The sequence below is a fragment of the Streptococcus sanguinis genome (assembly GCF_050223295.1).
Lineage (GTDB): Bacteria > Bacillota > Bacilli > Lactobacillales > Streptococcaceae > Streptococcus > Streptococcus sanguinis_X.
This window is the reverse complement of record NZ_CP071424.1, coordinates 893,172-917,778: the sequence shown is the minus strand read 5'-3', so window position 1 is coordinate 917,778 and position 24,607 is coordinate 893,172. Positions and strand designations below refer to the sequence as shown.

The 24,607-nt window shown below is 43.5% G+C and carries 24 protein-coding genes; 4 read left to right on the top strand and 20 right to left on the bottom strand.

The window, feature by feature from the left end:
* Positions 1–120 precede the first annotated feature (120 nt).
* From J1C77_RS04620 to J1C77_RS04575, 10 genes are all read right to left on the bottom strand, one after another.
* Positions 121–612 carry a flavodoxin family protein gene (locus J1C77_RS04620; protein WP_002906824.1) on the bottom strand — a complete coding sequence of 164 codons (492 nt, stop codon included), beginning with the start codon at positions 610–612 and terminating at the stop codon, positions 121–123.
* 72 nt (positions 613–684) lie between these two features.
* Positions 685–1,404, bottom strand: coding sequence for an acetolactate decarboxylase (gene budA, locus J1C77_RS04615; RefSeq protein ID WP_002921628.1), 720 nt, complete (start codon positions 1,402–1,404; stop codon positions 685–687).
* Between the two features lie 147 nt (positions 1,405–1,551).
* On the bottom strand, positions 1,552–2,781 hold the full coding sequence (locus J1C77_RS04610; protein WP_080980284.1) for a tetratricopeptide repeat protein: 1,230 nt from the start codon (positions 2,779–2,781) through the stop codon (positions 1,552–1,554).
* Positions 2,768–3,946, bottom strand: a complete 1,179-nt coding sequence (locus J1C77_RS04605) for an AI-2E family transporter (protein ID WP_002921630.1) — start codon at positions 3,944–3,946, stop codon at positions 2,768–2,770. Before J1C77_RS04605 ends, J1C77_RS04610 begins: the two co-directional genes overlap by 14 nt.
* A gap of 170 nt (positions 3,947–4,116) precedes the next feature.
* A complete protein-coding gene (locus J1C77_RS04600; protein ID WP_002921631.1) occupies positions 4,117–5,490 on the bottom strand; it encodes a HAMP domain-containing sensor histidine kinase in 1,374 nt (457 codons plus the stop codon).
* Positions 5,487–6,143 carry a response regulator transcription factor gene (locus J1C77_RS04595; RefSeq protein ID WP_002897805.1) on the bottom strand — a complete coding sequence of 219 codons (657 nt, stop codon included), beginning with the start codon at positions 6,141–6,143 and terminating at the stop codon, positions 5,487–5,489. Before J1C77_RS04595 ends, J1C77_RS04600 begins: the two co-directional genes overlap by 4 nt.
* Before the next feature lie 21 nt (positions 6,144–6,164).
* Complete coding sequence (locus J1C77_RS04590; protein WP_373197449.1) at positions 6,165–7,319, bottom strand: ABC transporter permease; 1,155 nt, start codon at positions 7,317–7,319, stop codon at positions 6,165–6,167.
* 75 nt (positions 7,320–7,394) lie between these two features.
* The gene (locus tag J1C77_RS04585) at positions 7,395–8,069 is read right to left on the bottom strand and encodes an ABC transporter ATP-binding protein (protein WP_002895848.1); all 675 of its coding nucleotides are present in this window, start codon (positions 8,067–8,069) and stop codon (positions 7,395–7,397) included.
* A complete protein-coding gene (locus tag J1C77_RS04580; protein ID WP_049547914.1) occupies positions 8,056–9,321 on the bottom strand; it encodes an efflux RND transporter periplasmic adaptor subunit in 1,266 nt (421 codons plus the stop codon). The genes J1C77_RS04585 and J1C77_RS04580 overlap by 14 nt, the downstream gene beginning before the upstream one ends.
* A 28-nt stretch (positions 9,322–9,349) precedes the next feature.
* Positions 9,350–9,622 carry a hypothetical protein gene (locus J1C77_RS04575; RefSeq protein WP_002895853.1) on the bottom strand — a complete coding sequence of 91 codons (273 nt, stop codon included), beginning with the start codon at positions 9,620–9,622 and terminating at the stop codon, positions 9,350–9,352.
* 241 nt (positions 9,623–9,863) lie between these two features.
* On the opposite strand from J1C77_RS04575, the gene J1C77_RS04570 reads away from it, so the two are divergent.
* Both J1C77_RS04570 and J1C77_RS04565 read left to right on the top strand, forming a co-directional pair.
* A complete protein-coding gene (locus tag J1C77_RS04570) occupies positions 9,864–10,874 on the top strand; it encodes a lactonase family protein (RefSeq protein ID WP_002921635.1) in 1,011 nt (336 codons plus the stop codon).
* A gap of 68 nt (positions 10,875–10,942) precedes the next feature.
* Positions 10,943–11,128 (top strand): hypothetical protein, encoded by a 186-nt coding sequence (locus J1C77_RS04565; protein ID WP_002921637.1) that lies wholly within the window; start codon positions 10,943–10,945, stop codon positions 11,126–11,128.
* A 48-nt stretch (positions 11,129–11,176) separates the two neighbouring features.
* Here the strand turns inward: J1C77_RS04565 and mgtE are convergent, their stop codons facing one another.
* Positions 11,177–12,517, bottom strand: a complete 1,341-nt coding sequence (gene mgtE / locus J1C77_RS04560) for a magnesium transporter (RefSeq protein ID WP_002921639.1) — start codon at positions 12,515–12,517, stop codon at positions 11,177–11,179.
* A 350-nt stretch (positions 12,518–12,867) separates the two neighbouring features.
* Entirely contained in the window at positions 12,868–14,172 is a 1,305-nt protein-coding gene (gene eno / locus J1C77_RS04555; protein WP_002904241.1) for a surface-displayed alpha-enolase, read from the bottom strand.
* 208 nt (positions 14,173–14,380) lie between these two features.
* Between eno and J1C77_RS04550 the strand changes: the two genes are divergently transcribed.
* Both J1C77_RS04550 and J1C77_RS04545 read left to right on the top strand, forming a co-directional pair.
* Entirely contained in the window at positions 14,381–14,830 is a 450-nt protein-coding gene (locus tag J1C77_RS04550; protein WP_002921642.1) for a DUF1694 domain-containing protein, read from the top strand.
* A gap of 1 nt (position 14,831) precedes the next feature.
* The gene (locus J1C77_RS04545) at positions 14,832–15,170 is read left to right on the top strand and encodes a hypothetical protein (protein ID WP_002921644.1); all 339 of its coding nucleotides are present in this window, start codon (positions 14,832–14,834) and stop codon (positions 15,168–15,170) included.
* Here the strand turns inward: J1C77_RS04545 and J1C77_RS04540 are convergent.
* The 8 genes from J1C77_RS04540 to J1C77_RS04505 all read right to left on the bottom strand — a co-directional run bounded on the left by J1C77_RS04540 (position 15,167) and on the right by J1C77_RS04505 (position 24,512).
* Positions 15,167–16,285 (bottom strand): glycerate kinase, encoded by a 1,119-nt coding sequence (locus tag J1C77_RS04540; protein ID WP_002921646.1) that lies wholly within the window; start codon positions 16,283–16,285, stop codon positions 15,167–15,169. The two genes, J1C77_RS04545 and J1C77_RS04540, sit on opposite strands and share 4 nt — an antisense overlap.
* A gap of 9 nt (positions 16,286–16,294) precedes the next feature.
* Positions 16,295–16,942, bottom strand: a complete 648-nt coding sequence (serB, locus tag J1C77_RS04535; RefSeq protein WP_032908843.1) for a phosphoserine phosphatase SerB — start codon at positions 16,940–16,942, stop codon at positions 16,295–16,297.
* 150 nt (positions 16,943–17,092) lie between these two features.
* Positions 17,093–18,817 (bottom strand): septation ring formation regulator EzrA, encoded by a 1,725-nt coding sequence (gene ezrA, locus J1C77_RS04530; protein WP_002897820.1) that lies wholly within the window; start codon positions 18,815–18,817, stop codon positions 17,093–17,095.
* 86 nt (positions 18,818–18,903) lie between these two features.
* The gene (gene gyrB / locus J1C77_RS04525) at positions 18,904–20,853 is read right to left on the bottom strand and encodes a DNA topoisomerase (ATP-hydrolyzing) subunit B (RefSeq protein ID WP_002921648.1); all 1,950 of its coding nucleotides are present in this window, start codon (positions 20,851–20,853) and stop codon (positions 18,904–18,906) included.
* Between the two features lie 12 nt (positions 20,854–20,865).
* Positions 20,866–21,432: an HAD-IA family hydrolase gene (locus tag J1C77_RS04520; protein WP_042762929.1), complete on the bottom strand. Its 567-nt coding sequence runs from the start codon at positions 21,430–21,432 to the stop codon at positions 20,866–20,868.
* A 233-nt stretch (positions 21,433–21,665) separates the two neighbouring features.
* A complete protein-coding gene (locus J1C77_RS04515) occupies positions 21,666–22,214 on the bottom strand; it encodes a DJ-1 family glyoxalase III (protein WP_002921650.1) in 549 nt (182 codons plus the stop codon).
* Positions 22,215–22,286: 72 nt separating this feature from the next.
* On the bottom strand, positions 22,287–23,519 hold the full coding sequence (locus J1C77_RS04510) for an FtsW/RodA/SpoVE family cell cycle protein (RefSeq protein ID WP_002895877.1): 1,233 nt from the start codon (positions 23,517–23,519) through the stop codon (positions 22,287–22,289).
* A gap of 12 nt (positions 23,520–23,531) precedes the next feature.
* On the bottom strand, positions 23,532–24,512 hold the full coding sequence (locus J1C77_RS04505; RefSeq protein WP_002921652.1) for a YeiH family protein: 981 nt from the start codon (positions 24,510–24,512) through the stop codon (positions 23,532–23,534).
* Positions 24,513–24,607 lie beyond the last annotated feature (95 nt).

Sequence of the window (24,607 nt, the reverse complement as noted above, 5' to 3'; positions counted from 1 at the left end):
ATTTAGTTAGCCATGGATATGACTGTAGTTGAGGGCCATTGTGTCCAAAAATAGACACATAAAAAAAAGGCTCCATTTTTATAGTAAAAAAAGAAGATCCGCAAACGAATCTTCTCACTTTTAACCTTCTGATAAAACCTTATCTAATTTTTCCTGCAAGGCTGCTAATTCCCAACCTTCAATTTCTTTCAGTTCATGAGTGGTTACGGCCAGCCCCTCATATTCGAGTCCGCAGTTCTGGCAAAAGCGGCTCATCACGTAGTCCAGCATTTCAATTTCTTTGCTGGGTTGAGAACCTTGCAGGAGAAAAAATACCTTTTTGCCCTTAAGTGCTTCCTGCGGCTCATGTACATCAGCCACTCGGTCCAACAGAGTTTTTAGCAAACCTGAAAAAGACCACCAATAAATAGGGCTGGTAAAGACCAGCACATCAGCCTGACTCAGCTGCTCATAGACTTGAAAGAACTGGTCGTTTTCTGCTGACTGCCCATATTGCTCAATGTGGTAATCCACTAATTGAAGAGCCTCATAATCTCTATCCCGCAGAAAAAAGTGCCCCAACTTAAAACTATTACCATTCCTATTCGGGCTGGCGTTTACCAAATAAATCATAGCTTCTTTTCTCCTTTATTTTTTCCAATTATATCAAAAAAGAGGGAAGCAAACAATGCTCACCCCTACTATTTATTCCGACTTTTCCATATCTTCTTTCATCTCATCCATATTAAACTTGGCAAAGAGATACTTGCGATCTTGTACCGGGAAACGCTGATCCAGCTGGTCTACAGCACCCAACTCGACGACACCTTCCTTGATGACAAAGTCCATGACGTGACCGCCAAAAGTCAAATCATCCGATACAAAATGCAGATGATAGCCTGCCAGACTGACCCCGTGGAAAATCTCAGGTGTCCAGATACCAACGATGGTGCCCGTGACATTTTCCTTACGATACTCAGGCTGGTTGACTGCTACTTCTGCAAACTTCCGTTCCGTCGTAGACTTGGGAATCATCCGAACATGCATGCGGGCGAAATCGCCATGAATCTTGATAGAGCGGAAAAGATTTTCGCCATCATAGTAAGACTCAATCCGCTTTTCCAGCTCCTTGTCATCCATCTCAAAGCGCTGACGGAAAATGACCTCAGCCTGATGAGGAACCACTGCCGCATAAGGCACTGTCATATCGGGTGACACCTCAACCACTTCTGGCACTTCTCCAGAGCCCTTTGCCTGATAAGCCTTACCATTGAGAACAATGAGCTCACCATCAATAGAGTCCAGCGTTCCCAAGCCCAAATCTCCATACTGAAGCAGCTCTCCAACAGTCATACTGCCATCGTAAAGACCAGCCATCAAAGCTCCCAAAGTATTATATTGAAATAATTTGATTGGTTCTGCCATTCTTTTTCCTTAATCTTTCTCTTCTAAAAATATTATTGCCCATCCAGCTAAGTTTTTTCATCTTTATTACATTGGCTTACTGAATTTCTACGCCAATCATTATACCATAAATTGTGGGAAAGGGCTGAGCGAGTGCTTCTTAAACTCTTATAAGCTTTCATAAAGCTCCTGCATACTCCCATCATCAGGTACTAATCTCAGGTAAGAAACAGCAGCCTTTTTAGCTTCTTCAAATCGGCCTAGTTCTCGCAAAAGATAGACATACTGCTCCAAAAACTCTGGATTGTCTTGCAATTCACGAGCCAGTTGATTATAGAGTTCCTCTGCTTTTTCCAGATTTTCCAAGGACTGATAAGCACGCGCTAGATTCCAGCGGGTCAAGGCATTATCGACTTCTTGCTTTGCAAATTCTAAAATATCCTCATAGCGCTCCTGCTCCAAATAAAGAGTAGTCAGTCGCAAGGTAATCTCTTCCAAATCATCCGCATCTTCCTGAGCCTGCAAGAGATAATGTTCAGCCGCTTTCTCATCATGAAGTTCATAAGAAAGCTGTGATGCTAAAAGTAAGAGCCGAGTCTCAAAAGGATTCTTAGCCAAGCCCTGCTGAGCAAGAGTCAGGGCTTCAGCCGTCCGATGCTCCGCATGAAGAGACAAGGCATAGCCATACTCGTAGCCTTCAAAATCCGGCGACAGAGTATCCAATTGCTTGAAATAAAGATTGGCCTTTTGGTATTCTTCTTGGTCCGCTAAAATAGTCGCCAGCTCATAAACCGCAGCATCGTCATACTCCAGCTCAACTGCTTTCTCCAAAAACTCAATGGCCGCTGCAAATTTTCCAAGACTGGCATAGCATACCCCAATCCGCTGATAGGTTGAGACGCCTGTTTGCTCAAAGATTGTACGATTATCTAGCTGGGCATATTCCTTAATCGCCTGAGAAAAATCCCCCAGCTCCAAATCTATCTCAGCCAGACCAAAGGTTACCAAAGGCTCATCAGTCAGCGCCGCTGCCTGAGCCAGTTTTTCACGAGCTACATCAGGCAGCCCCTCTAGCTGATAGAGATCAGCCTTAGCCAAGAGAGCAGCAACATACCAGTCACTGTCTGGCTGAATCTCCTCCAGATAGGCAAATGCCTGCTCCAAGTCCCCATCATCACTGGCAATAGCTGCCAGACTGATATAAGAAGCTGGATAGTCAGGAGCCAACTTTTCGAAAATACGCTTGGCCTGAGGGAAAAAGCCGATACTCTCTAAGTAATCGGCCAAATCCAATAATTCTTCTTCGCTGTCTGTAGTCAGGGCTTGCTCGAAATAGCGATCAGCCAGAGCTAGGTCCTGCTCCTGTAAAGCTGCCAACATTTGCTCACTCTTGCTCACTGATTTCTCCTTCTTGTTCAAAATCGGCTTCATAGAGGCCACTTACTTTCTGATACCACTTAAAGATGGCCGCAATGGCAACCTTGGCTGAAGCATAGGCAGGAATTCCCAGGAAAACGCCCCAAATGCCAAACATGGTACCAGAAGTCAATAATACGAATAAAATCGTAATTGGATGAATGCTGAGCTGACTGCCCAAGACCAGAGGAGAAACAAAACGCCCCTCGATTGTCTGCTCAATTATGAAAACAACAATGACTTTAGCCAGCATCACTGGACCTCCAGCAATCAAACCGATTGCCAGAGCCGGAAGCATGGCCAAAAAGCTGCCCAGATAAGGTACCAGATTGAGAACGCCCGCAATTACTCCAAGAGTGACACCATAGCGCAGACCAATAATCTTGAAGAAAACAATAAACATCAGAGCTACAATGATAGCGACCGTCACCTGACCGCGCACATAGTTGGCCAGCTGGCTGTTGATATCCGTCATCACTTGACCAAAGGAAGCGCGGAATTTAGTTGGCAGAAACTGGGTCACATAGCCTTTCAGGTTTTTCCCGTCTCTCAACAGGTAAAAAAGGATAAAAGGCATGATGATAATTGCCACGATGATCTGCGAAGTTGTACTGATTAAGTTCCCCGCCCAATTGACTGCCCGCGATGAAAAATTGCTGGCCCAATCGGTAATCTGGCTAGACAGATTGCTAGTGTATTCCTCAATCTGCGGCTTGAAATCTGCCGAAATATACTTAGTCACGACATCGTCGATGAACTTGTCAGCCTGTTTCAGATAAGCTGGAACATTTCTGACAAAGGCCATGACCTGATGCTGCAAGCTAGGAATAGCAACAGCCAAGCCCCAGATAATCAAAAAAGCAATTAAAACAAAGACAATGGTAATAGCAACCAGTCGATTAATCTTATGCTTTTCCATCCAGTCGACGATGGGATTTAACAGATAATAAAGCAGACCAGCTAAAATAACCGGCAGCATGATTACTCCCAAAAATTCAATGACTGGACTAAAAATAAAACTGATTTTACTAAGTATAAAAATATTTAGCCCCATCAAAAGGGTTACTAGAAATACTGTAATGGCCTTGTTATCCAAAAACCATTTAAAAAACCAAGATAGGCTAAAATCTTTTTCTTTGTGCTCCATATTCTCCTCCTTTGACTTGTCATTTCATTGTAACATTTTTCGTAGAAAAATTCTTAGCTCAGCTATAGAGAAAAGCAAAAAAAGAGAGGAGACAGAAGACTTGTATTTTTCACAAAATACAGCTTCTGACTTCTCTCTTCGGCTCCTGCAAGGCCAGCTAGAACGCAAGGCTATTTCTCGACAGTTGGCAGAGAAATGCTAAAGAGCATCTTCCGCCCATCAACGGCTTCAAACTGGTATCGCAGACCATGCTTGTCCAAAATCTGCTGAACGATAAAGAGTCCCAGACCAGTTCCCCCATCCTTGCGATTACGACTGTAGTCTGGACGGTAGAAAGGCTGAAAAATCTGCTGGATTTGGTCTTCGTTTAAGACTCGTTCCGCCTCATTTTCGATGACTAACTTACGCTCTTCCAGCCTAAGTAGAATCTGTCCGCCTTCTACTGTATAATGAAAGGCATTGTCCAGAAGATTTTTGATAGCCTTGAGCAGATAGGTGCGGTTACCCTTGACCTTCGCTTCTGCCAGCTCAACCTGAAAATGGTAGTGTCTGACATCTGCTAAAACTCGATAGGTGCTCAGATTTTCCTCCAAGACCTGCTTGAGTGAAAAGACTTCCTGTTCAGTTTCAGTCTTCATCTCCAGTTTAGAAATGGCTAAGATAGACTGGACCAACTCCGACTGCTCCTCTAGAATTTCTCGGCACTTCTGCAAGTACTTGTCTCGATCCTTGAACTCTCCTACTCCATAGATCATGCCATCAACCATCCCCATCATGCTGGTAATGGGTGTCTTGAGCTCATGCGATGTCATTCGCAAAAACTCAGCCTTTTCCCGCTCGCTTTCTGCTACCTTTTCATTTTCCAGGCGCAGAGCCTCGATACTGGTCAGCAGATTGGCATAGAGATGATTGATATCTTGGGCCAGTTCGGCAATCTCATCACGCCCCTTGACCTGACAGGTCACATCTGGAGCCAGACTCGTCATTTGACGGGTGCTCTTAGAGATGGCTTTTATACGCTGACTGGAAGTCCGGCTGTAGAGATAGGCTGCCAGACCACCCAGACTCAGAGATACAAGCAAGACAAATGGATAGAGATTAAGCAAAATCCGACTAGCATCAGAAACAGGCTGTAAGGAATATTCCCCTCTCAGGACAACTTCTTTACCATCTGAAGTTCGAAAGCTTTCTGATAAACTCTTGCTCTCATAGTCGCTGTTGGCAATTGTCGGAACGATGGTCAGCTGCAGAGAACTTTCATCGCCAGCTTCGAGTGAAGGATAGAGAATCGTATTGTCTTTCGCAAGCAAGGTAAACCAAATCAGATTACTCTTTTTACTATAATCACTCAAGAGCTCGCCGATTTCCTGACTGGACTTTCCTTTGACTTGCTTGGAAACTTGGTCAAATTCTCTCTTAGCTTCTCCACTCTTAACCTGCTGATAATACACCGGCATGGCAAAGTAAAGACTGGCTAGAACGATAGTCACCACCACGAAAATGATAGACGAGGTCAAGAGAAAGTTCTTTTTGACAATTTTCACTTGTCTTCTCCTCCAAGCTGATAACCCATACCCGTAATGGTTTTCAGCGGCACACCAGGAATCTTTTTACGGATATTCTTGATATGATTATCCAGCACCCGACTATCCAGCTCGCTGTAACCCCAAATGGTATTCATCAGCTGATCACGAGTCACCAAGTGACCCTTCCTCTTAGCCAGAGTCTGCAAGATTTCATACTCTTTCTTGGTCAGAGGCATTTTCTCGCCTTGCCAGTAAACCGTGCAGTCATCAATAGAAACCGTCAGGTCACCAACAGCAATCTCTGAAGCAACAGTATTTCTGCGCAGAATATTCTCAATCCGTTTGACCAAGATTAGCGGTGAAAAAGGCTTGGTTACATAATCACTGATGAGATGGTTAAAGCTGACCAGCTGGGTATACTCGTCATCAAGTGCTGTCAAAATCATGACCGGAATCTGAGAAGTCTTGCGGATTTCCTTCAGCACTTCCAGCCCACTCTTGGTTGGCAGCATCATATCTAAGATGACTAGATCAAAGGGTTCTTCTTCAAAAGCCTGCAAAGCATCGCCACCATCAAATACTGGCCTCACCTCATACTGACTTTCCTTTAAAAACTCGCAAATCACTTGATTAATCGTCGTATCATCTTCCACCACTAGAATCTTGTGCATACTTAGATTTTTCTCCTTTACCTATTCAAATCGCAGGGCTTCGATCGGATCCAACTTGGATGCTTTCACAGCTGGCAGGAGCCCAAATACTACTCCTATTATACAACAAAAGAGCAAACTTACAAAGACAGAAAAGAGGGATAGAATATATGGATAGGCTAGAGACTGGGTGATGGCAAAGCCCGAGGCGATACCAGCCACCACGCCAATAATCCCTCCCATCAGAGTCAGGATAACCGCCTCAATCAGGAACTGCTTGAGAATGATCTTCCGCCTAGCTCCCAGAGCCTTTTTAATCCCGATTTCACGAGTCCGCTCTGTCACTGAAACCAGCATGATATTCATAACACCGATACCTCCGACTAAGAGAGAGATGCTGGCAATACCTGCTAGCAAGACGAAGTTAGACTTGTTGAGATTGTCCAGCTGCCGTTCAAATTCCTGCAGGTTGAGCACACCAAACATATAGTCTGACGGGGGCATTTGCTGATTGAGATAATCACTGACCTTCTTGGCCACTTTCTTCAAATCATCAGCCTTGTGGGTTTGGACAGTCACTTCAGGACTGACATTAATGGTATCAAAAATCCGATGCCACTGCTGCAGGGGAATATAGGCCACCTTTTCCGCACCAGCTGTTAAACCACTCTGCTCAGTCGACTCAAACACGCCAATGACCTTAAAGGGATTGCCCAAGACTTCCACATACTTGCCGATACCATCACCCTTTGGAAAAAGACTGTCATAAAGGGACTTTTCCAGATAGGTCACCTGCTCTTGATTTTTAAAGGCTTCTGAGTCAAATCCTTCACCTTCTAGCAGACGTTGCTGCTTGATGTCAGCGGCTGTCTGCGAAACAGCCTGAATCTTCCCAGATGACTTTTGGCTCAGGTAGTAAATCTTCTCATCTGTACCATAGGTCAGCAGAGCATTCTTGACCCCAGAGATTTCCTTAATCTTGCTCAGCACATCCTCTCCCATAAAGGGAATATAAGAAGGCTTCTGAGCTTGAGATTTCTCTGGAATGGTTGGATCGATGGCGCTTTTCTTATCATAAACGACCTTGATTGTGTTATTGTTGCCGCCGATGAGCTGACGCTTGGTATTTTCCGTATTTCCCTCAATGATAGAAAAGATAGCGATGATAGCACCTATCCCGATGATAATCCCCAACATGGTCAGCATAGAGCGCATTTTATGCGACAAGATTGAATTCAGAGCTACAAAAATATCTTCCATACAGCTTCCTTTCTATCCTATCGCTTTGCTCTCTATATTACCATCCCGCAGGATAACCGTCTGCTTGCAGAGTTGGGCTACTTCCGGCTCATGGGTAATGATGACAATGGTCTTTCCCTCATCATTAAACTGCTTGAAAAGGTCCATAATCTGCACACTGGTCTTGGTATCCAGGGCCCCCGTTGGTTCGTCACCAAGGATGAAGCTAGGATTGGTTACCAAGGCTCGTGCAATGGCTACCCGCTGCTTTTGACCACCGGACAACTCCATAGGCTTGAAATCACTTCTTTCTTCCAGGCCAACTAATCGCAGCATTTCCAGAGCCCGCTCCCGTCTCTCTTTTTTAGGAATTTTCATGTAAGTCAGAGGCAGTTCTACATTTTGACAGGCCGTCAGCTTGGGCATGAGGTTAAAATTTTGAAAAACAAAGCCAATCTTCTGATTGCGCAGATCGGACAGCTGATTGTCGGACAGCTCAGACACATCGGTCCCTTCAATATGATAAGTCCCAGAACTTGCCTTATCAAGACAGCCGATAATGTTCATCAGTGTGGACTTACCAGATCCAGACGGTCCCATGATAGCCAGAAAATCCCCCTCTTTCACATGCAGATCAATTCCTTTTAAAATTGGAAATTCCTGACTGCCCTGCTGATAAGATTTGTGGATATCCTTAAGCTTTAACATGCTGTCCTACCTCCATCCCTTCTTCCATACCTGCTCTTGGGGTCGAAATGGTATCTTGCATAGTCAAACCTTCTGTAATCTCCACCAAACGGTCAGAAACTTTCTTGGTCTTGACTTCATGCATTTTCAGAGTCTTACCCTCTACCTTCCAGACATAGGTCTTGCCGTTTTTACTGAAAGTATAGGCCTTATTGACTACTACCTTGCCGGCCTCGGGAGCATTCTCCACGATGTTGACATAGGAATGGGAGCCCACCAGTGGCATTTCGCCACCCTGATCCAGCTCAACTGTATAAGGATACTTACCTTGGTTGGGATTTTCCTGTTGCTTATTCCCACCATTATTATTGGAAGTATTTTCTGCTGTCAGACTGCCTACCTGAGTTACCGTACCACTCCAGCGTTTCTTAGGATCCTTGCGATCCACCACTTCCACTTTCTGGCCGACACTCAGCTTCTCACGGTCAAATTCACTGACAGTCCCTTTGACCAGAGTTTTGGACTTGTCCATAATCTCAATAAAGTTTTCTTCTTCCTTTTTGGCCTTGGACTGATTAGGCAAATCTTCATTCATAGAAGTAATTGTTCCTGCTGTATCGGCAGTCACAGTATCATACTTCATTCGGTCTGATTCTGTCTGGGCTGTCACTTGGGCCTTTTCAGCCTCAATCTGAGCTGTCGTCACTTCACTATCCGCAGTCTTAGCATCGCTCAACGCCTGAGCCAGCTCGTCTTCAGCTGACTTAATCTGCTCCAGTAATGACTCATCCTGACTGGAATTGTATTTGTCCTTGAGAGCATTGAGACTGGCTAACTTGCGATTATAGGTTTCCCATTTAATGGCAGCGCTATTTTGAGCGGCTGTAATGCCATTTGCCTTGGACTGGGCATCATATTGAGCCGACTGGGCTGTCAATTGCTGCTCTGTCGCATAGGAAAAGAGCGGCTGTCCTTGTGTAACAGTATCACCATTTTTGACAAATACTTCCTTGACTTCCCCTTTAGACGGGTCAATCTTGACCTTACTGCTATTGTTGGCAACTACTTCCCCAGATAAAACCAGGCTTGTTTTTTTGCTGTTATTGACAGCTTCTTGGACTGTCAGCGAATCAATCGTCTTATCTGCCATTTTCATGGCCTGTTGTTGATTGATCTGTCTAAAATACAGATAGCCTCCCAGCCCAGCACAAGCAAGAATGACCGTGCTGCCCAATAGAATGGTCTTACGATTCATTTTTTTTCTTCGAAACATATTGCCTCCAACCTACATGTTTTAATCTTTATTCAGCTTCTGAGCTAGATCCTGATCCATCTTCTGGAATTTCCTCACCATCTGCTGGGATTTGGATAACATTTCCATCCGGCATTGTGTATTCTGTCACTTCTTTGCCATCGACTGTCTTGGTCTTCTTGTCAACAGCATCCTTCTGGAAGTCTACTTGTTTTCCATCCTTAATTTCTGAATTATCTGCTTCTTTATTTCCGCATGCGGCTAAAAAGAATCCTGACATTCCGATAAGAGCAACAAGCATAGCAATTTTTTTAACGTTCATTTGATTTCTCCTTTGTTTAGCAAGCAGGAAGTTTGTTGCTTCCTGACAGTAATTGTTTTTTTGAACAATTCTATTCTAACAAAGCCATCTATCCCCTTCCTACCCGCTATCTGTTTTTTATCTATTTTTTCGGATTAATACTATTCTTTTGAAAATCAGACAAATCCTCCGCTCTCAAGCCTATCATCTGCTTTTATGATATAATAGTAGCAAGCAATCTAAATATATACGAGGTAATGTCATGACACAAACAGTTTACTTTGGAACCTATACTCGCAGAGATTCCAAGGGAATTTACAAGGCAGATTTTAATTCTAAAAAAGGAACTTTAGAAAACTTGACCTTGGTTGCTGAAGAGCCTAGTCCAACCTATCTAGCCTTTGATAAGGCTGGACATCTCTATTCTGTCGGAGCAAAGGACGGACAGGGAGGGATTGCAGCCTTTGACCAGGCAGGTCAGCTCCTCAACCATGTCGTTGAAGAAGGGGCTCCGCTTTGCTATGTCGCAGTCGACGAAGAGCGTAACTTGGTTTACGGTGCTAATTATCATAAGGGACAAGTCTTGGTCTACAGACGTCTGACTGATGGCAGACTAGAACTGGCTGACTCAGCTACCCACCAAGGGCAAGGACCACACGCCAACCAAGCGTCTGCCCATGTCCACTATGCTGACCTTACACCAGATCAATACCTGATCACCTGCGACTTGGGAACTGATGAAGTAACCACTTATGATGTTGCTGAAGATGGAAAGATCGCTCCTCTGAACACCTACAAGTGTGCCGCTGGAGCTGGTGCCCGCCATATCGTTTTCCACCATCATTACAAAATCGCCTATTTAATCTGTGAGCTTAATTCTACTATTGAAGTCCTGATTTACGATGGAGTCGGCCATTTTGAACACCTGCAAACCGTCTCCACCTTGCCAGAGGACTTTGAAGGAGCCAATGGAACAGCCGCTATCCGCCTGTCTGCTGACGGCAAGTTCCTCTACGGTTCCAACCGCGGTCATGACTCTCTTACCGTTTACAAAATCTTAGCCGACGGCAGTTTGGAGTTAATCCAGATTGCACCTACCAATGGTCAAAATCCGCGGGATTTCAACATCACACCAGATCAAAACCATATCATTGCTGTCCATCAAGACTCTGATAATGCAACTATCTTCAAACGCGATGCGGAGAGTGGAAAATTAACAGAAATCTCCCATGATTTCTACGTTCCCGAAGCTGTTTGTGTGACCTTTAAATAAGCAGAATTCTTGTCTTTCTATTAGAAATTTGATTAAATAGTATAAAAAATTACTAAGGAGCAACAACTATGAATCCATTAGATTTATTTAACCAAGTAAAAGAAATGATTGAAAAGAAAGACTTTGATGGCGCCAAAAAGTTTATCGAAGAAAACAAAGACAAACTCGGTGAATACCTTGATCAAGCCAAAAAATTAGTAGCTGGAAATGAAATGGCCAGCGGCGCAATTGATAAAATTAAAGGTTTGTTCTAAGTAAACATAACAAAAACGCTTGAAAAATCAAGCGTTTTTTATTCTTTTTTATAAAATCAATGGTAAGAAAATTTGTGCTAAGCCTAGAAAAGCTAGATAACCTAACACATCTGTTGCTGTGGTAATGAAAATGGTCGAGGCTAGAGCCGGATCCTGATGCAGTGTCTTGATAATCAGCGGTACAAAGTAACCAAATAGAGCACCACATGCTAGATTGATCATCATAGCCAATACCACAATAACAGATAGATAGAAATTTTGATAGAAGACAAACATGACAATCGCTGCAATCAAGCCAGTAAAGAAACCATTAACCAAAGCTAGCACGATTTCTTTGAATACTAAATTCTGATCTTCTTTCAAATCCAGTTTCCCCAAGGCAATTCCCTGGATAACCAAAGCAAGTGTCTGAGAGGCAGAATTTCCGCCCATTCCCGTAATAATAGGACTAATCGCTGCTAATGCTACAACTTTTGAAATCGTATCATCAAAAAGTGCCACTGTCGCAGAAGCTAGAAAGGCTGTCACTAGGTTAATCATCAACCAAGGTAAGCGTTTCTTGAGTGATTCTTTGAAAGGTCCTCCAATTTCTTCACTTTCTTGGACACCACCCATCCGCAGGATATCTTCTTGATACTCTTCTTGCAAAACATCGACGATATCATCAATTGTGATGATTCCTAGCAATACCTGCCGATGATTGACGACCGGTACGACAGATAAATTATATTTAGCAGAAAGCTGTGCCACTTCCTCTTGGTCAACCTCTGGCGTTACACTCACTATCTGAGTATTCATAAATTCACTGAGTTTCATCTCCGCACCATGAATAAACAAATCACGGATATCAATCCAGCCAACTAGCGAATGATGCACATTCCTTATAAATAAGGTATCAATAACTTCCGTATTGGGCGAAATCTCTCTCAATTTATTGAGAGTTGCTGAGACGGTCAGATTTTCATTTAAGGTGATGAATTCTGTCGTCATCAGACCACCAGCTGTCTGAGGATCGTAAGCCAACATAGCTTTCAAATTCTCTTGACTGGTATTTTTCATCATACTTAAGTATTGCTTACGCAAGTCCACACTCAAGTAACCCAAAATATCTACCACATCATCATCTGGCATAAGATGAAAAAGAGTGCTGGTACGTTTGAAAGAAATCGATTGGATAATCTGTCGTTGCAACTCCGGCTCGGCTTCTTTTAAAATCTCTACCAATTGATCATCACTAGCCATTTCTGTAAAGGTTTTGAGAAGATTCCCTTCCTCATCCTCCAAGGCCTCCAAAGAAAGAGCAATATCAATGGGATAGTAATCATCAAATATCTGATTGAAAACTTCACTATCCTGTGATAGTAAGACCTGATTTAATAATTCTTCCATTATACTCCTCCTTCCACTTTGCTAGTATACCATAAAAGACTGATTTTGATACAAGAAAGCTATAAAATCTTCAGTAAATGACTCACTTTTTCAATCATGTAGTCACAAAGAAACGCAGGGATCTCTTGATTATATTTCCGAAAGAAAAACAGTCATCTTGTCCCCCCAATTTTTCAAGGGAAAGAGCATGACCAGCCCTACACACTACTTCTAGGCAATTTTCTAGGAAAAGATGATAAATCTCCCTCTCATCAATTAGGGTTGATCCTAAATCAAAAATATCCATTGTTATATCTTTACACATCAAAAAAGCTAGGACTAAGTCCTAGCTCCTCTTATATGCTGTTAGATTATTTTTTCAAGTTATAGAAAGCTTGAAGACCTTTGTATTGAGCAACTTCACCAAGTTGATCCTCGATGCGAAGCAATTGGTTGTATTTAGCAATACGGTCTGTACGTGAAAGTGAACCAGTCTTGATTTGACCTGCATTAGTTGCAACTGCGATGTCAGCGATTGTTGAATCTTCAGTTTCACCTGAACGGTGTGATACAACTGCAGTGTAACCAGCTTCTTTAGCCATTTCAATCGCTTCAAAAGTTTCAGTAAGAGTACCGATTTGGTTAACTTTGATAAGGATTGAGTTAGCAGCACCTTCTTTGATACCACGTGCAAGGTAGTCAGTGTTTGTTACGAAGAAGTCGTCACCAACAAGTTGTACTTTCTTACCAAGACGTTCAGTAAGAGCTTTCCAACCTTCCCAGTCATTTTCATCCATACCATCTTCGATAGTGATGATTGGGTATTTGTTAACCAACTCTTCAAGGTAGTCGATTTGTTCTGCAGATGTACGAACAGCAGCGCCTTCACCTTCAAATTTAGTGTAGTCGTATACTTTACGTTCTTTATCGTAGAATTCTGATGATGCACAGTCAAATCCGATAAATACATCTTTACCTGGAACATAACCAGCAGCTTCGATAGCAGCGATGATAGTTTCTACACCATCTTCAGTTCCTTCAAAGCGAGGAGCGAATCCACCTTCGTCACCAACGGCAGTTTCCAAACCACGAGATTTAAGGATTTTCTTAAGAGCGTGGAAGATTTCAGCACCGTAACGAAGAGCTTCTTTGAATGTTGGAGCACCAACTGGCAAGATCATGAACTCTTGGAATGCGATTGGAGCATCTGAGTGAGATCCACCGTTGATGATGTTCATCATTGGAGTCGGAAGAACTTTAGTGTTGAATCCGCCAAGGTAGCTGTAAAGAGGGATTTCAAGGTAGTCAGCAGCAGCACGAGCTACAGCGATAGACACACCAAGGATTGCGTTTGCACCCAATTTACCTTTGTTAGGAGTACCGTCCAAGGCGATCATTGCACGGTCGATAGCTTGTTGGTCACGAACATCGTAACCGATAATAGCTTCAGCGATAACGTTGTTTACATTATCAACTGCTTTTTGTGTACCAAGACCACCGTAACGAGATTTGTCGCCATCACGAAGTTCAACCGCTTCGTGCTCACCTGTAGAAGCTCCTGAAGGAACCATACCACGTCCGAAAGCACCTGATTCAGTATAAACTTCTACTTCAAGTGTTGGGTTACCGCGTGAGTCTAGGACTTCGCGAGCGTAAACATCAGTAATAATTGACATTTCTTACTCTCCTTATTATTTAAAATTATTTACTAGTCTATGATACCTCAAAAACGCTTTTTTTTCAAGGAAAAATAGAGAAACTAAGCAAATTTGAGAAATTTTGCACAAGAAAACGATTCCAAATTTACTATATAAATGCTTTTCCAGCAAATCAGAACAGAGATTCGAGCTTTTAGAATTTCTCCTTTTATGGTACAATTTTATTATGACTGATATTAATAAAGTAATCATGGAAAAAGCTCAGGGCGGAGCCAAGCTCAATCCTGATGAACAGCGTAGGTTTTTAGGGACTTTTGAGGAGCGAGTGCTGGCCTCCTGCTCTATTGAGCAAGCCAACGAGACTCTCATTCGCAGTCATTTCAAGGAAATGCTCAGCAGCATCATAAAAAACTGTCAACCTGTAATAGTCAAAATTTCCCCAGAAGTCGAGTCAGGCAATCAAATCTTTTATCTAAAAACCTCCAAGGAACTGGGCTGCGAGGCTACTATTGTCTCAAGCGATTACCAGTCTTCTCCTTTTGGTCTGATTGTCCATAGCGACCATCTTGTCCAAGTAGATGATAAGGATATGAACCAACAGTTTGCTAGTCTCCTTCAGCCAACAGAAAAACCTGCAAAAGAAAAGCCCTCCTTTTGGAAAAAATGGTTTGGATAAAATGACAAATTTAGAAAAACTTTTTGCCTTTTTTGAAGCTGAAAACCAGCGTGATTGGCAAACCTATCAGACCTTTCTTTCTGATCACGTTAGCTGGGAATTACAGGATGACACAATCGAAATCATCAAAGGTAAAGTGGACTACCTGACTAAAATTCAAAAAGTCTACCATAACACCCCCGTCCAGTTTCGTTGCACTTATTATCAGCTTAATTCCGACCAGAATCGGATTGTGACCCTTTTAGAAAATGACTTTGGTGACCTGTCTTGTGACATTTTCTTCTTTGAAAAGGGCATGATAGTCAAAGAAATTGAATACCTACTAAAAAAAGCGGACTAACCGCTTTTTTTCATTTTTAGTACATTGCCAATATTTCTGGCCGTTCGAATCAAATTTCGCTCCGCCTGCGCTAAAACCCTATCCAAACTATCTGCTCGCGCAATAATCGGAAAAGCTGCCTGGATATTCTCAACTGGGAAATCCGGTAAATCATCAGCCAGACTACCGCAAATAGCCAGTACAGGGATGCCGTCAGGTGTTCGTCTTGCGATCCCAACTGGTGCCTTACCCGCCAAAGACTGACGGTCCATCCGCCCTTCGCCAACGACGACCAAGTCTGCTTTTTTTACTCTTTCATCAAAATCCAGTAAATCTAGACAGGTTTCAATACCCGAAACAATTTTTCCTCCAGCAAAAGCAACCAGTCCTGCTGCCATCCCGCCTCCGGCTCCAGCTCCATCCATATCAATCGCCTGAGGATCGACCAACTGATAGAAAGCAACCATTGCTTGGTCTACTTGAGAAAAGAGTAAGGGAGATAGACCTTTCTGACCTCCGAAAACAGTTGTCGCACCGCGCTCACCACAAAGAGGATTGTCAACATCCGTCAAAATCTCAATCTCAACTTCTTTCAAGAAAGCAGGAACCTGCTCAGCTGATATTCGAGCGACCTTTCCCAAAGACGAGCCAATGGGGCGCAGTCTATGGTTATCCGCATCGAAAAATTCATAGCCAAGGCCATCTGCTAGTCCAATCCCACCGTCGTTGCTGGCCGAACCTCCAACACCAACTAAAATCTTTCTGACACCGTCTTCAGCCAGACGCAAAATTAATTCTCCCAATCCTCTGGTTTCTATGGCCAAGGGATTTCTTTTTTCCTTAGGAATAGAGGCAAGTCCTACCAAGTCAGCCATTTCAAAAAGCGCTTGCTGACCATTTCTGGCGTAGGGCATTTTTACTGGCTGGCCAAAGGGTCCAGTCACAGTGTGATGAAATTCAGCCCAGCCCAAGGCCGCTGTCAGCGCAGCCATTGTCCCCTCGCCGCCGTCACCGACCGGTAGCAAGTCAAAGCTGGCATCTGGCATGGCCTGAGAAAAGCCCGTCTGCAGAGCTTGAGCAACCTGAGCCGCTGACAAACTTTCCTTGAAAGAATCCGGTGCAATTAGAATATGCATATTACTCTCCTATGCTTTTCTATTGTCTAAAAGATCAATGACCCGATAGAGATTGCATTCTTGAATCTGGTAAGGAGCCTGCTCTCGCACGATCGGCTTGGCCATAAAGGCAATTCCCATCCCAGCTGTCTGAATCATAGGCAGATCATTGGCGCCGTCCCCCATAGCAATTGTTCGATTTAATTCCAATTTATTTTCAGCCGCCCATGCTTTTAGCATGGCAAGCTTGGTATCCTTAGTGACAATCTCTCCTAAGACTTGGCCTGTCAAAAACCCCTGCTGGATCTCCAAACGATTTGCCTTGACGTAGTTAATTCCAAGCTGCTCAGCCAGTCTGTCCACCGTCTCATGAAAACCACCTGACACTAAGCCTACTTTATAACCACGTTTATGCAGCTCCTTGACCAAGTCCTCGGCTCCTGGCGTGAAGTGGATCCTTTCAGCAATTCGAGCAAAAATATCCTCTGGCAGACCTTTTAAAAGGGCGACTCGCTCACGTAAGGCAGCTTCAAAGTCCAACTCTCCTCGCATGGCACGCTCGGTAATAGCCGCAACCTGAGCTCCTACACCCGCTTCCTCTCCTAGCAGGTCAATCCCTTCTTCCATGATTAAGGTGCTGTCTACATCCATGACTAACAATCCTTTGACTGTTTTCATCATCCGACCTCATTCTTTCTATTTTTTTGTATTATACAGGAAATTCTATTTCAAAACAAGCTGGGAAAAATTGAAGTCTCAGAATCCTTGTTACTGACTGTTCTCTAGCGTTCTCTTTGTAAAAGAAAAAAGTTCCCGAAGGAACTTCTTTTAAAAGCGAATATTCTCGCGTGTTTTTTCGTAGGATGTCACAAAACGCTCTGTCACGCCTGGCTCGACAAGATCCAAAGCTTTTGAAATGATTTCCAAAGATTGAGCGTAGTCGTAGTCATGTTCAAAGACATACAAGGACTTGTTGAAGGCTGCTTGTACGTTATCATCAAAGGAACGATAGCGGTTTGAATACTGCAACAGCTGCTCAGTCAAGGTAGCATCTTGGACGATACGATAGGTTTCTTCTTCCAATTGCTCCATATCATTTCCTAGAATTTCCAGCCAACGGTTAACTGATTCGATATTGACTCGTGTAGCTTCCAATTCCTTAACCAACTCTTCAATATTATTGCTAGTTGAAAAGAAAATTTCTAAGAAAGAGTCTGGAATACCTGGCAAATTGCGTTTTTCCATATATCTCTTAATGGTATGCAATTTGTTAGCATAGATATTGACTTTTTGGCGAGCGTTGGCATCATCTTTTTCAATCTCTGCCAGTGCTTCACCAAGAGAAATCTGCTCATCTTCGATTTCTTTCAAACGCTCTTGGATAGCTTCCAACTCTTCCTGAACCACAGAATAAGCTTGCTTGGTTTCAGAAGAATCTTCTACCGCGCTAAGCACCACATCTTCCTGTGCAGAAAGCTCAGCCTGCAACTCCTTGACATGAGAAGTTTCTGTATCAGAGAGAAGGAAGGTTTGAGATAAACGTTCTATCTCTTTTTGGAGTTGCTGGTTGTTTTCCTTTGTATGAGCCAGATAGCTAGGCAAGTTTTTAATCAGCTTCTCCACTACTTTGTGAGCTTCAATTTCCCGCGTAAAAATTTCATAGAGAGCGTTAATCTCTTCTTGCGCTTGCTCATTTTCATACTCAGCATTATCCAGCTCTAGGGCTGAAATATTGGCTTCATTGCGTTTGAGACTCGCATGAAGCTGTTGGAAACGAGACTCTATATCTGTTTCGATAAAGTGATAACCAGATTCCAAGAGCTTACGATGACCAGATTCTAAGTCTTCCAACTGATCTGGCAGCTTCACAGTCAACTCTTCAACAATGGCAGGAACTTTCTCAACGATATGTGTCAGAGCAAGGATATGATCCTCAGCTTTATCCAAGATTTCAGCTGCCTCAACCGGGTCACCTGAAGAATTAAGAGTCACAAACTGAGAAAACTCTGACTGGATATTTTCCAGCTGTTTTTCAATCTCAGCTAGGGCTTGCCCATACGAGTCTGCATTCTCCGCAACCTGGGTTTGCAGTTTTTCAAACAAATCCAAGGCATGGAGCACTCGGCCACTGTTCTTAGACTCTTGCTCTTTAAGATCTTCCAAGGCTGCACGAATCATCTTGATATCTTCTTCAATCAAATCAATCTGACTCTCAATATTGCCGATGGCATGCTTGGCTTTTATGAAACGGAAAGAATTATTGTAACCTTCTGCTTCAAATAGATTATTTTCGATATCAGCAAATGAATTTAAGGACAAGTCTACCCATTTTTGATTCCATTCACGGAAGGCTACCTGGCTCTGCCCAATCAAATGCATATTTTTTACTTCTTCAACTTCATCATTCACAGGGAGATTATAGAGTGCTTCTTTTCTCTCCTCCAAATTTTGAAGTAAAGCTTCATTTCTCTTTCTCATCAGAACTGCAGTACCATAGCCGACAACCAAAAGCAGAGCTACCACAGCAACGAGAATAACTAGTCCAATAGACATATAGAACTCCTTCACATTGTTACTATAAAGCAAACATAATGATTATATCATATTTTTGCCCATAATGGTTGATTTTTCTGATTTTTTTAGACGTCGAGCGTACTGTATACAGCATTTTCTTCGATAAATTCACGACGAGGTTCAACGCGATCCCCCATCAGCATGTCAAAAATCTTGTCAGCTTCCGCTGCATCATCCACTGAAACCCGTGCCATCAAGCGATGTTCAGGATTCATAGTTGTCTCCCACAGCTGATGGTCATCCATCTCTCCGAGCCCTTTATAGCGCTGAATGGTTGGCTTGGAGCGACCTTCACTGTAGCGAGCCAAAGCAGCTTGAAGCTCTTCTTCCTGATTAGCACCTGGCTGGATATATTCTTTGACTTCACTTCCGACCTTGACACCGTAGATTGGCGGCTGAGCGATATAGACAAATCCAGCTTCTAGAACCGGCTTCATATAGCGGTAAATCAAAGTCAAGAGCAGGGTCCGAATGTGAGCACCGTCTACATCGGCATCGGTCATGATGACTAATTTTTGGTAGCGGGCCTTGCTGACATCAAAGTCAGCTCCAAAGCCAGTTCCCATAGCAGTGAAGAGACTGCGAATTTCTTCATTGGCCAATATCTTATCCATGCTGGCTTTTTCAACGTTGAGAATCTTACCACGAATTGGCAGAATGGCCTGAAATTCACGGTTACGGCCGGACTTAGCTGAACCACCTGCTGAATCCCCCTCCACGATGAAGAGTTCAGTTTCCTGAGGGTCGTTAGACGAACAGTCGGCCAATTTACCTGGCAGATTGGAGATTTCCAAGCCAGACTTTTTGCGGGTTACTTCCCGAGCTCGCTTGGCAGCAATTCTGGCCTTAGAAGCCAAAATCCCTTTTTCAACGATTTTTCGAGCCACCGCAGGATTTTCCAAAAGAAAATCTGAGAAAGCTTCACTAAAGAGGCGATTCGTAATCTTGACCACTTCGCTATTTCCAAGCTTGGTCTTGGTCTGACCTTCAAACTGAGGGTTAGGGTGCTTGACAGAGATGACCGCTGTCAGTCCCTCTCGCACATCTTCCCCAGTCAGATTGTCCTCGTTTTCTTTGAGAAGTTTATTTTTCTTAGCGTAGTCATTGATAACCCTTGTCAGGGCAGTCCGGAAACCTTGCTCATGCGTTCCACCCTCGTGGGTGTGGATGTTATTAGCAAAGCTCATGACTGTTTCATGGTAGCCAGTCGTATACTGCATAGCTACTTCAACCGTAATGTCGTCCATTTCGCCGTCGGTATAAATCGGCGTTTCAAAGATTACATCCTTGTTTTCATTGATGTATTGGACATAGCTGGCAATCCCACCTTCATAGTGGTAATCCTTGACCTGCTCCATTCCATCTCGCTTATCAGTGATGGAAATTCTGAGACCGCGGTTGAGGAAGGCCAATTCTTGCACCCGCTTATTGAGCTTTTCAAAGTCAAATTCTACTGTTTCAGTGAAAATCTCTGGATCTGGTGTAAAGTGAACTGTCGTACCAGTACGGTCTGTCTCACCGATGATTTCTAGGTCCGCGACTACATGACCGCGACGGTATTCTTGGTAATGAATCTGGCCGTTTTTATAAACGCGGACATCCAGTTGAGTGGACAGGGCATTTACAACGGAAGAGCCCACACCATGCAGACCTCCTGATACCTTGTATCCGCCACCACCGAATTTTCCTCCGGCATGGAGGACGGTAAAGACAGTTTCCACGGCCGGACGGCCTGTTTTCTCCTGAATATCAACGGGAATTCCCCGGCCGTTATCGACTACAGTGATGGAATTGTCTTTTTCGATAAAGACTTGAATGTGACTGGCAAAACCAGCCAGCGCCTCATCAATTGAGTTGTCAACAATTTCCCATACTAAATGGTGAAGACCTTCCTTGGAGGTCGAACCGATATACATCCCCGGACGCATACGAACGGCTTCTAAGCCTTCTAAGACTTGAATCTGACTGGCATCATATTTCTGGGCCTGTATATCTTTCTGCTTTTCTTCTGTCATAGTGTTCCTTTTCTAATCAATATCTATAAATTCTTCAAGATGCTGCATATTATCAAAGAGATAGGTATCAAAGCCAGCTGCCTGCCCTGCTTCAATATCCAGCGGCCGGTCACCAATGACCAAGCCAGAGGAAATCTGATACTTGTCTTTTAGATAGAGCATGGAGTCTGGTGAGGGTTTCCTTGGAAAGCCATTCGCCGATGTCACCACTTCTGTAAATGCTGATGCAACGGCAGTTTTCTCCAAGATTTCCAGCACTTGGTTGTCCCGGTGGGAGACCAGAAAGTTCCGACCACCCTTGGCCACAATCCGCCTAAGCAAGTCTGCCGCGCCGTCAAATAAGACAGGATGAGTCAACTCTTCTGCTTCATTGGCCTTATAAAACTTCAAAAAGTCTTTTTCTTGGGGAGCAAACTGCTGGACAGCATAGTCTGTAGACACCTTGAGGGCCTCATAAACTTCGTCGTGACCAGCATGCAGACCAAACTCTTTCAAGGTTTGAACAAAAGCTGCTGTCGAAGTTTCATAATTATCCAAGAGTGTTCCACCTAAATCCCAGATGTAATCTTGATAATTCATACTTTTCATTATACCATAATTTTCATGAAAAAGGGGCTAATATTTACCTGAATCCAGCACTTTTCCGACTTTTTCAACCCTTTTTCTAAACAAAATATCTCAAAAATCCAAAATTTAAAAATGGATGATGGTTTCGTCCTTTTCAACAGCTCTAAACCCGTTCCATATAGAGGACTACGAAGATAAATAAGACTTCAAAAAAGCTGGGACATATTTTGAGTCCCAGCCTATTTTTAGTTTCCAAATACATCTGTATAAAGCATAGCATCAGCCAACTGGTCAGCGTCTCCTCCCAGCTGACGAACCAGCTCATAGGCAAAAGCCAAGGCAGTTGATGGACCACGGCTAGTAATCAGCTTCCCATCAACAAGAACTGTTTCTTTACGGTAAGTTCCATTTTTAATATTGTCTTGCGCACCATCATAGCAAGTGAAATACTTACCAGTCAAGATACCTGCGCGGTCAAGAGCAATGGGAGCGGCACAAATGGCAGCGATGAATTTGTCCTCCTGCTGAAAGTCCTGCAAAACCTGCATCAGGCTGTCATCATCACGAAGATTGGCCGATCCTGGCATCCCACCTGGCAAAATGACCATATCGTAGTCATCCAGTCGCCCCTTCCAGACCTGATCCGCTTGAACAGTGATGGCGTGAGAACCAGTCACTGATTCATCAAAACCAATCATATCACAGACAAGACCTGCACGGCGCAAGACATCCACAACTGTCAAAGCCTCGATTTCTTCAAAGCCGGGAGCTAAGAGTAAAGCTGCTTTTTTCATAAAAATATCCTTTCTGAGATAAGCCAGTCACAAAATCACATCTGATTTGTGAGTCAAAAACTTGCTTTATCTTTATTTTAATTTCTTCAGTACGACCTTTTTGCGGACAGCTGGAATTCGCTCCTTCTTTTCATCCGTCAAGCTGTTCTGATAGGAGACAGACAGCAGGAGACCGACTCCAATAAGATTACTGATGATGGAAGAGCCACCCTGTGAGATAAAGGGCAGCGGAATACCTGTCAGAGGCAGAATTCCCGTCACCGCTCCAATATTTTCAAAGATATGGAAGAGCAGCATCATGATAAAGCCAGTTGAGATGTAGGTATAAAACTGGTTGTTGGATTTAATCGTAATCTTGAGCATGCGATAAATCAGCAGTAAATAGAGCATGATAACCAAGGTCGAGCCCAAAAAGCCAAAATCTTCTGCAATGACGGTGAAAATCATATCACTTTCCCGAACAGGCACCAAGAGATTGGAAACATTAAAGCCTTGGCCAGTCAGACCACCGCTTCCGACAGCGATTTGTCCCTGTGCTTGCTGGAAGGTGGTCGTCTGAGCGTAGTCAAAGGGATGAAGCCAAGCCAAAATCCGATTGATTTGGTAGGTTGGCATGCCTAGATTATGCAGAAAGGCACGACCGCCATCAGAAATAAAGATAAAGAGAAATCCTCCCAACAGCAGGACTCCCGTCAGAAAGACCGGCAGGATAATCTTCCAAGAAACACCTGACAGTAGAACAATGCCGCCGTATATAGCAACAAAAACCAGAGCTGTTCCCAAATCACTCTGAAGGGTTAACAGAACCAGAACAGGCACTGTGTAGAGCCCAAGCTTCAGAATCAGAAAAAAGTCTAAAGCCAAGGTTCGCTCATCCTGCTTGTGCTGCTGGAGAAAATGAACCACCAGCCGCGACAGCATGAGAATATATGAAATCTTCATGAACTCCGAGGGCTGAAAAAGGGTCACACCACGAATAGCAATCCAGTTTTTGGCACCAGTGGAGGCTACCAGAGATTCACTGTAAAAAATCAGAGGCAAGACCATGAGGCCAAGACCAAAAACATAGAGATAAGGCGTAATTTTCCAGAGAAACTTGGTGTTAAAGAACATGAGGATAAAGCTGAGCAGGAAACCCACCGCAATCCAGGCAATTTGCTGACCAACCATGGGCCAGGCATTGTCAGGATAATCATGACTAACAGCAATGTAAATAGCTACAACTCCGATTGAGAGCAACATCAAAACGGGCAAAATTAAACTATAATCAATCCGAGACTCAAACGTCCGTCTTTGATAGGGCATAGTCCCTCCTTTTTAGAAAAAATACTGGATAATCAAGCTAGAAACAGCGACGCAAAACCAAGCAAAGGCACCAGTCAGCAAAGGCGCTGCTCCTGCTTGCTTAAACTGCTTAAAGGAAACCTTGGCGCCAATAGCTGCCAAGGCCATAGCCATCAGCCACTGAGAAATGAATTTTGTATAAGGGATGACAGCAGCCGGCAGAAATCCAAGACTGCTGATAAGTGAAGCTAGGACAAACCAAGCTATAAACCAAGGAAAAATCTGTTTCAAGTTTGTCTTTTGTGACGACTTCTTAGACTTGATATAGCGATAAGCTGCAAAGATCAAGCAGGCCGGTACAATCATCAGAGCCCGACTAAGCTTAACAATGGTCGCCAAGTCGCCAGCTGACGGGCTATATGTATAGCCTGCCGCCACTACTGACGAAGTATCATTGATGGCTGTTCCAGCCCAAGTCCCGAAAAAGGTATCCGACATCTGCAACAAATGCCCTAAAAAAGGGAAAATGAATACTGCTAAAATATTGAAAAAGAAAATAGTGGAGATAGACAGAGCGATTTCCTCTTCATCAGCTTCCAAGATTGGTGAAGCAGCCGCTATGGCAGAGCCACCGCAGATGGCTGTTCCAAAACCAATTAAAATAGTCAAGACACGATTCATCTTAAAGAAACGGCCAGCCAGATAGGCCGCCAGAAAGGCTATCAGAATCGTAATAAGACTGATACGAAGAGAAGAAATCCCCGTCTCAGAAACCTGACCAATGGACATGGAAAATCCCAAAAAGATGATGGAATACTGCAGCAATTTCTTCCCCGAATAGCTGAGTCCTTCCTGAAAAACAGCCGGCAGCTTCATGCTGTTGTTCAAAACAATCCCCAAGACAATAGCCAAAACACTAGAGCCTATCAAGGGAAGCAAGCCGCCTAAAAAGATAGAAACAGCCGCTATGCCAAAGGATAACAGAATTCCTGGTAAATATTTTTTCACGAACACCCCTTCTTTCCTATGCCTCTCATTATAACAAATTTTGTCCCAAAAATCTGAATGAACCTAAAAAATCAGCTGATAAAACTCAGCTGATTTCAGAT

Coding starts and splice junctions, on each gene's coding strand:
- J1C77_RS04620 (WP_002906824.1), bottom strand. CDS start 612: ATGATTTATTTGGTAAACGCCAGCCCGAATAGGAATGGTAATAGTTTT.
- budA (WP_002921628.1), bottom strand. CDS start 1,404: ATGGCAGAACCAATCAAATTATTTCAATATAATACTTTGGGAGCTTTG.
- J1C77_RS04605 (WP_002921630.1), bottom strand. CDS start 3,946: ATGGAGCACAAAGAAAAAGATTTTAGCCTATCTTGGTTTTTTAAATGG.
- J1C77_RS04595 (WP_002897805.1), bottom strand. CDS start 6,143: ATGCACAAGATTCTAGTGGTGGAAGATGATACGACGATTAATCAAGTG.
- J1C77_RS04590 (WP_373197449.1), bottom strand. CDS start 7,319: ATGTTGGGGATTATCATCGGGATAGGTGCTATCATCGCTATCTTTTCT.
- J1C77_RS04585 (WP_002895848.1), bottom strand. CDS start 8,069: ATGTTAAAGCTTAAGGATATCCACAAATCTTATCAGCAGGGCAGTCAG.
- J1C77_RS04580 (WP_049547914.1), bottom strand. CDS start 9,321: ATGTTTCGAAGAAAAAAAATGAATCGTAAGACCATTCTATTGGGCAGC.
- J1C77_RS04575 (WP_002895853.1), bottom strand. CDS start 9,622: ATGAACGTTAAAAAAATTGCTATGCTTGTTGCTCTTATCGGAATGTCA.
- J1C77_RS04570 (WP_002921635.1), top strand. CDS start 9,864: ATGACACAAACAGTTTACTTTGGAACCTATACTCGCAGAGATTCCAAG.
- J1C77_RS04565 (WP_002921637.1), top strand. CDS start 10,943: ATGAATCCATTAGATTTATTTAACCAAGTAAAAGAAATGATTGAAAAG.
- mgtE (WP_002921639.1), bottom strand. CDS start 12,517: ATGGAAGAATTATTAAATCAGGTCTTACTATCACAGGATAGTGAAGTT.
- eno (WP_002904241.1), bottom strand. CDS start 14,172: ATGTCAATTATTACTGATGTTTACGCTCGCGAAGTCCTAGACTCACGC.
- J1C77_RS04550 (WP_002921642.1), top strand. CDS start 14,381: ATGACTGATATTAATAAAGTAATCATGGAAAAAGCTCAGGGCGGAGCC.
- J1C77_RS04545 (WP_002921644.1), top strand. CDS start 14,832: ATGACAAATTTAGAAAAACTTTTTGCCTTTTTTGAAGCTGAAAACCAG.
- J1C77_RS04540 (WP_002921646.1), bottom strand. CDS start 16,285: ATGCATATTCTAATTGCACCGGATTCTTTCAAGGAAAGTTTGTCAGCG.
- serB (WP_032908843.1), bottom strand. CDS start 16,942: ATGAAAACAGTCAAAGGATTGTTAGTCATGGATGTAGACAGCACCTTA.
- ezrA (WP_002897820.1), bottom strand. CDS start 18,817: ATGTCTATTGGACTAGTTATTCTCGTTGCTGTGGTAGCTCTGCTTTTG.
- gyrB (WP_002921648.1), bottom strand. CDS start 20,853: ATGACAGAAGAAAAGCAGAAAGATATACAGGCCCAGAAATATGATGCC.
- J1C77_RS04520 (WP_042762929.1), bottom strand. CDS start 21,432: ATGAATTATCAAGATTACATCTGGGATTTAGGTGGAACACTCTTGGAT.
- J1C77_RS04515 (WP_002921650.1), bottom strand. CDS start 22,214: ATGAAAAAAGCAGCTTTACTCTTAGCTCCCGGCTTTGAAGAAATCGAG.
- J1C77_RS04510 (WP_002895877.1), bottom strand. CDS start 23,519: ATGCCCTATCAAAGACGGACGTTTGAGTCTCGGATTGATTATAGTTTA.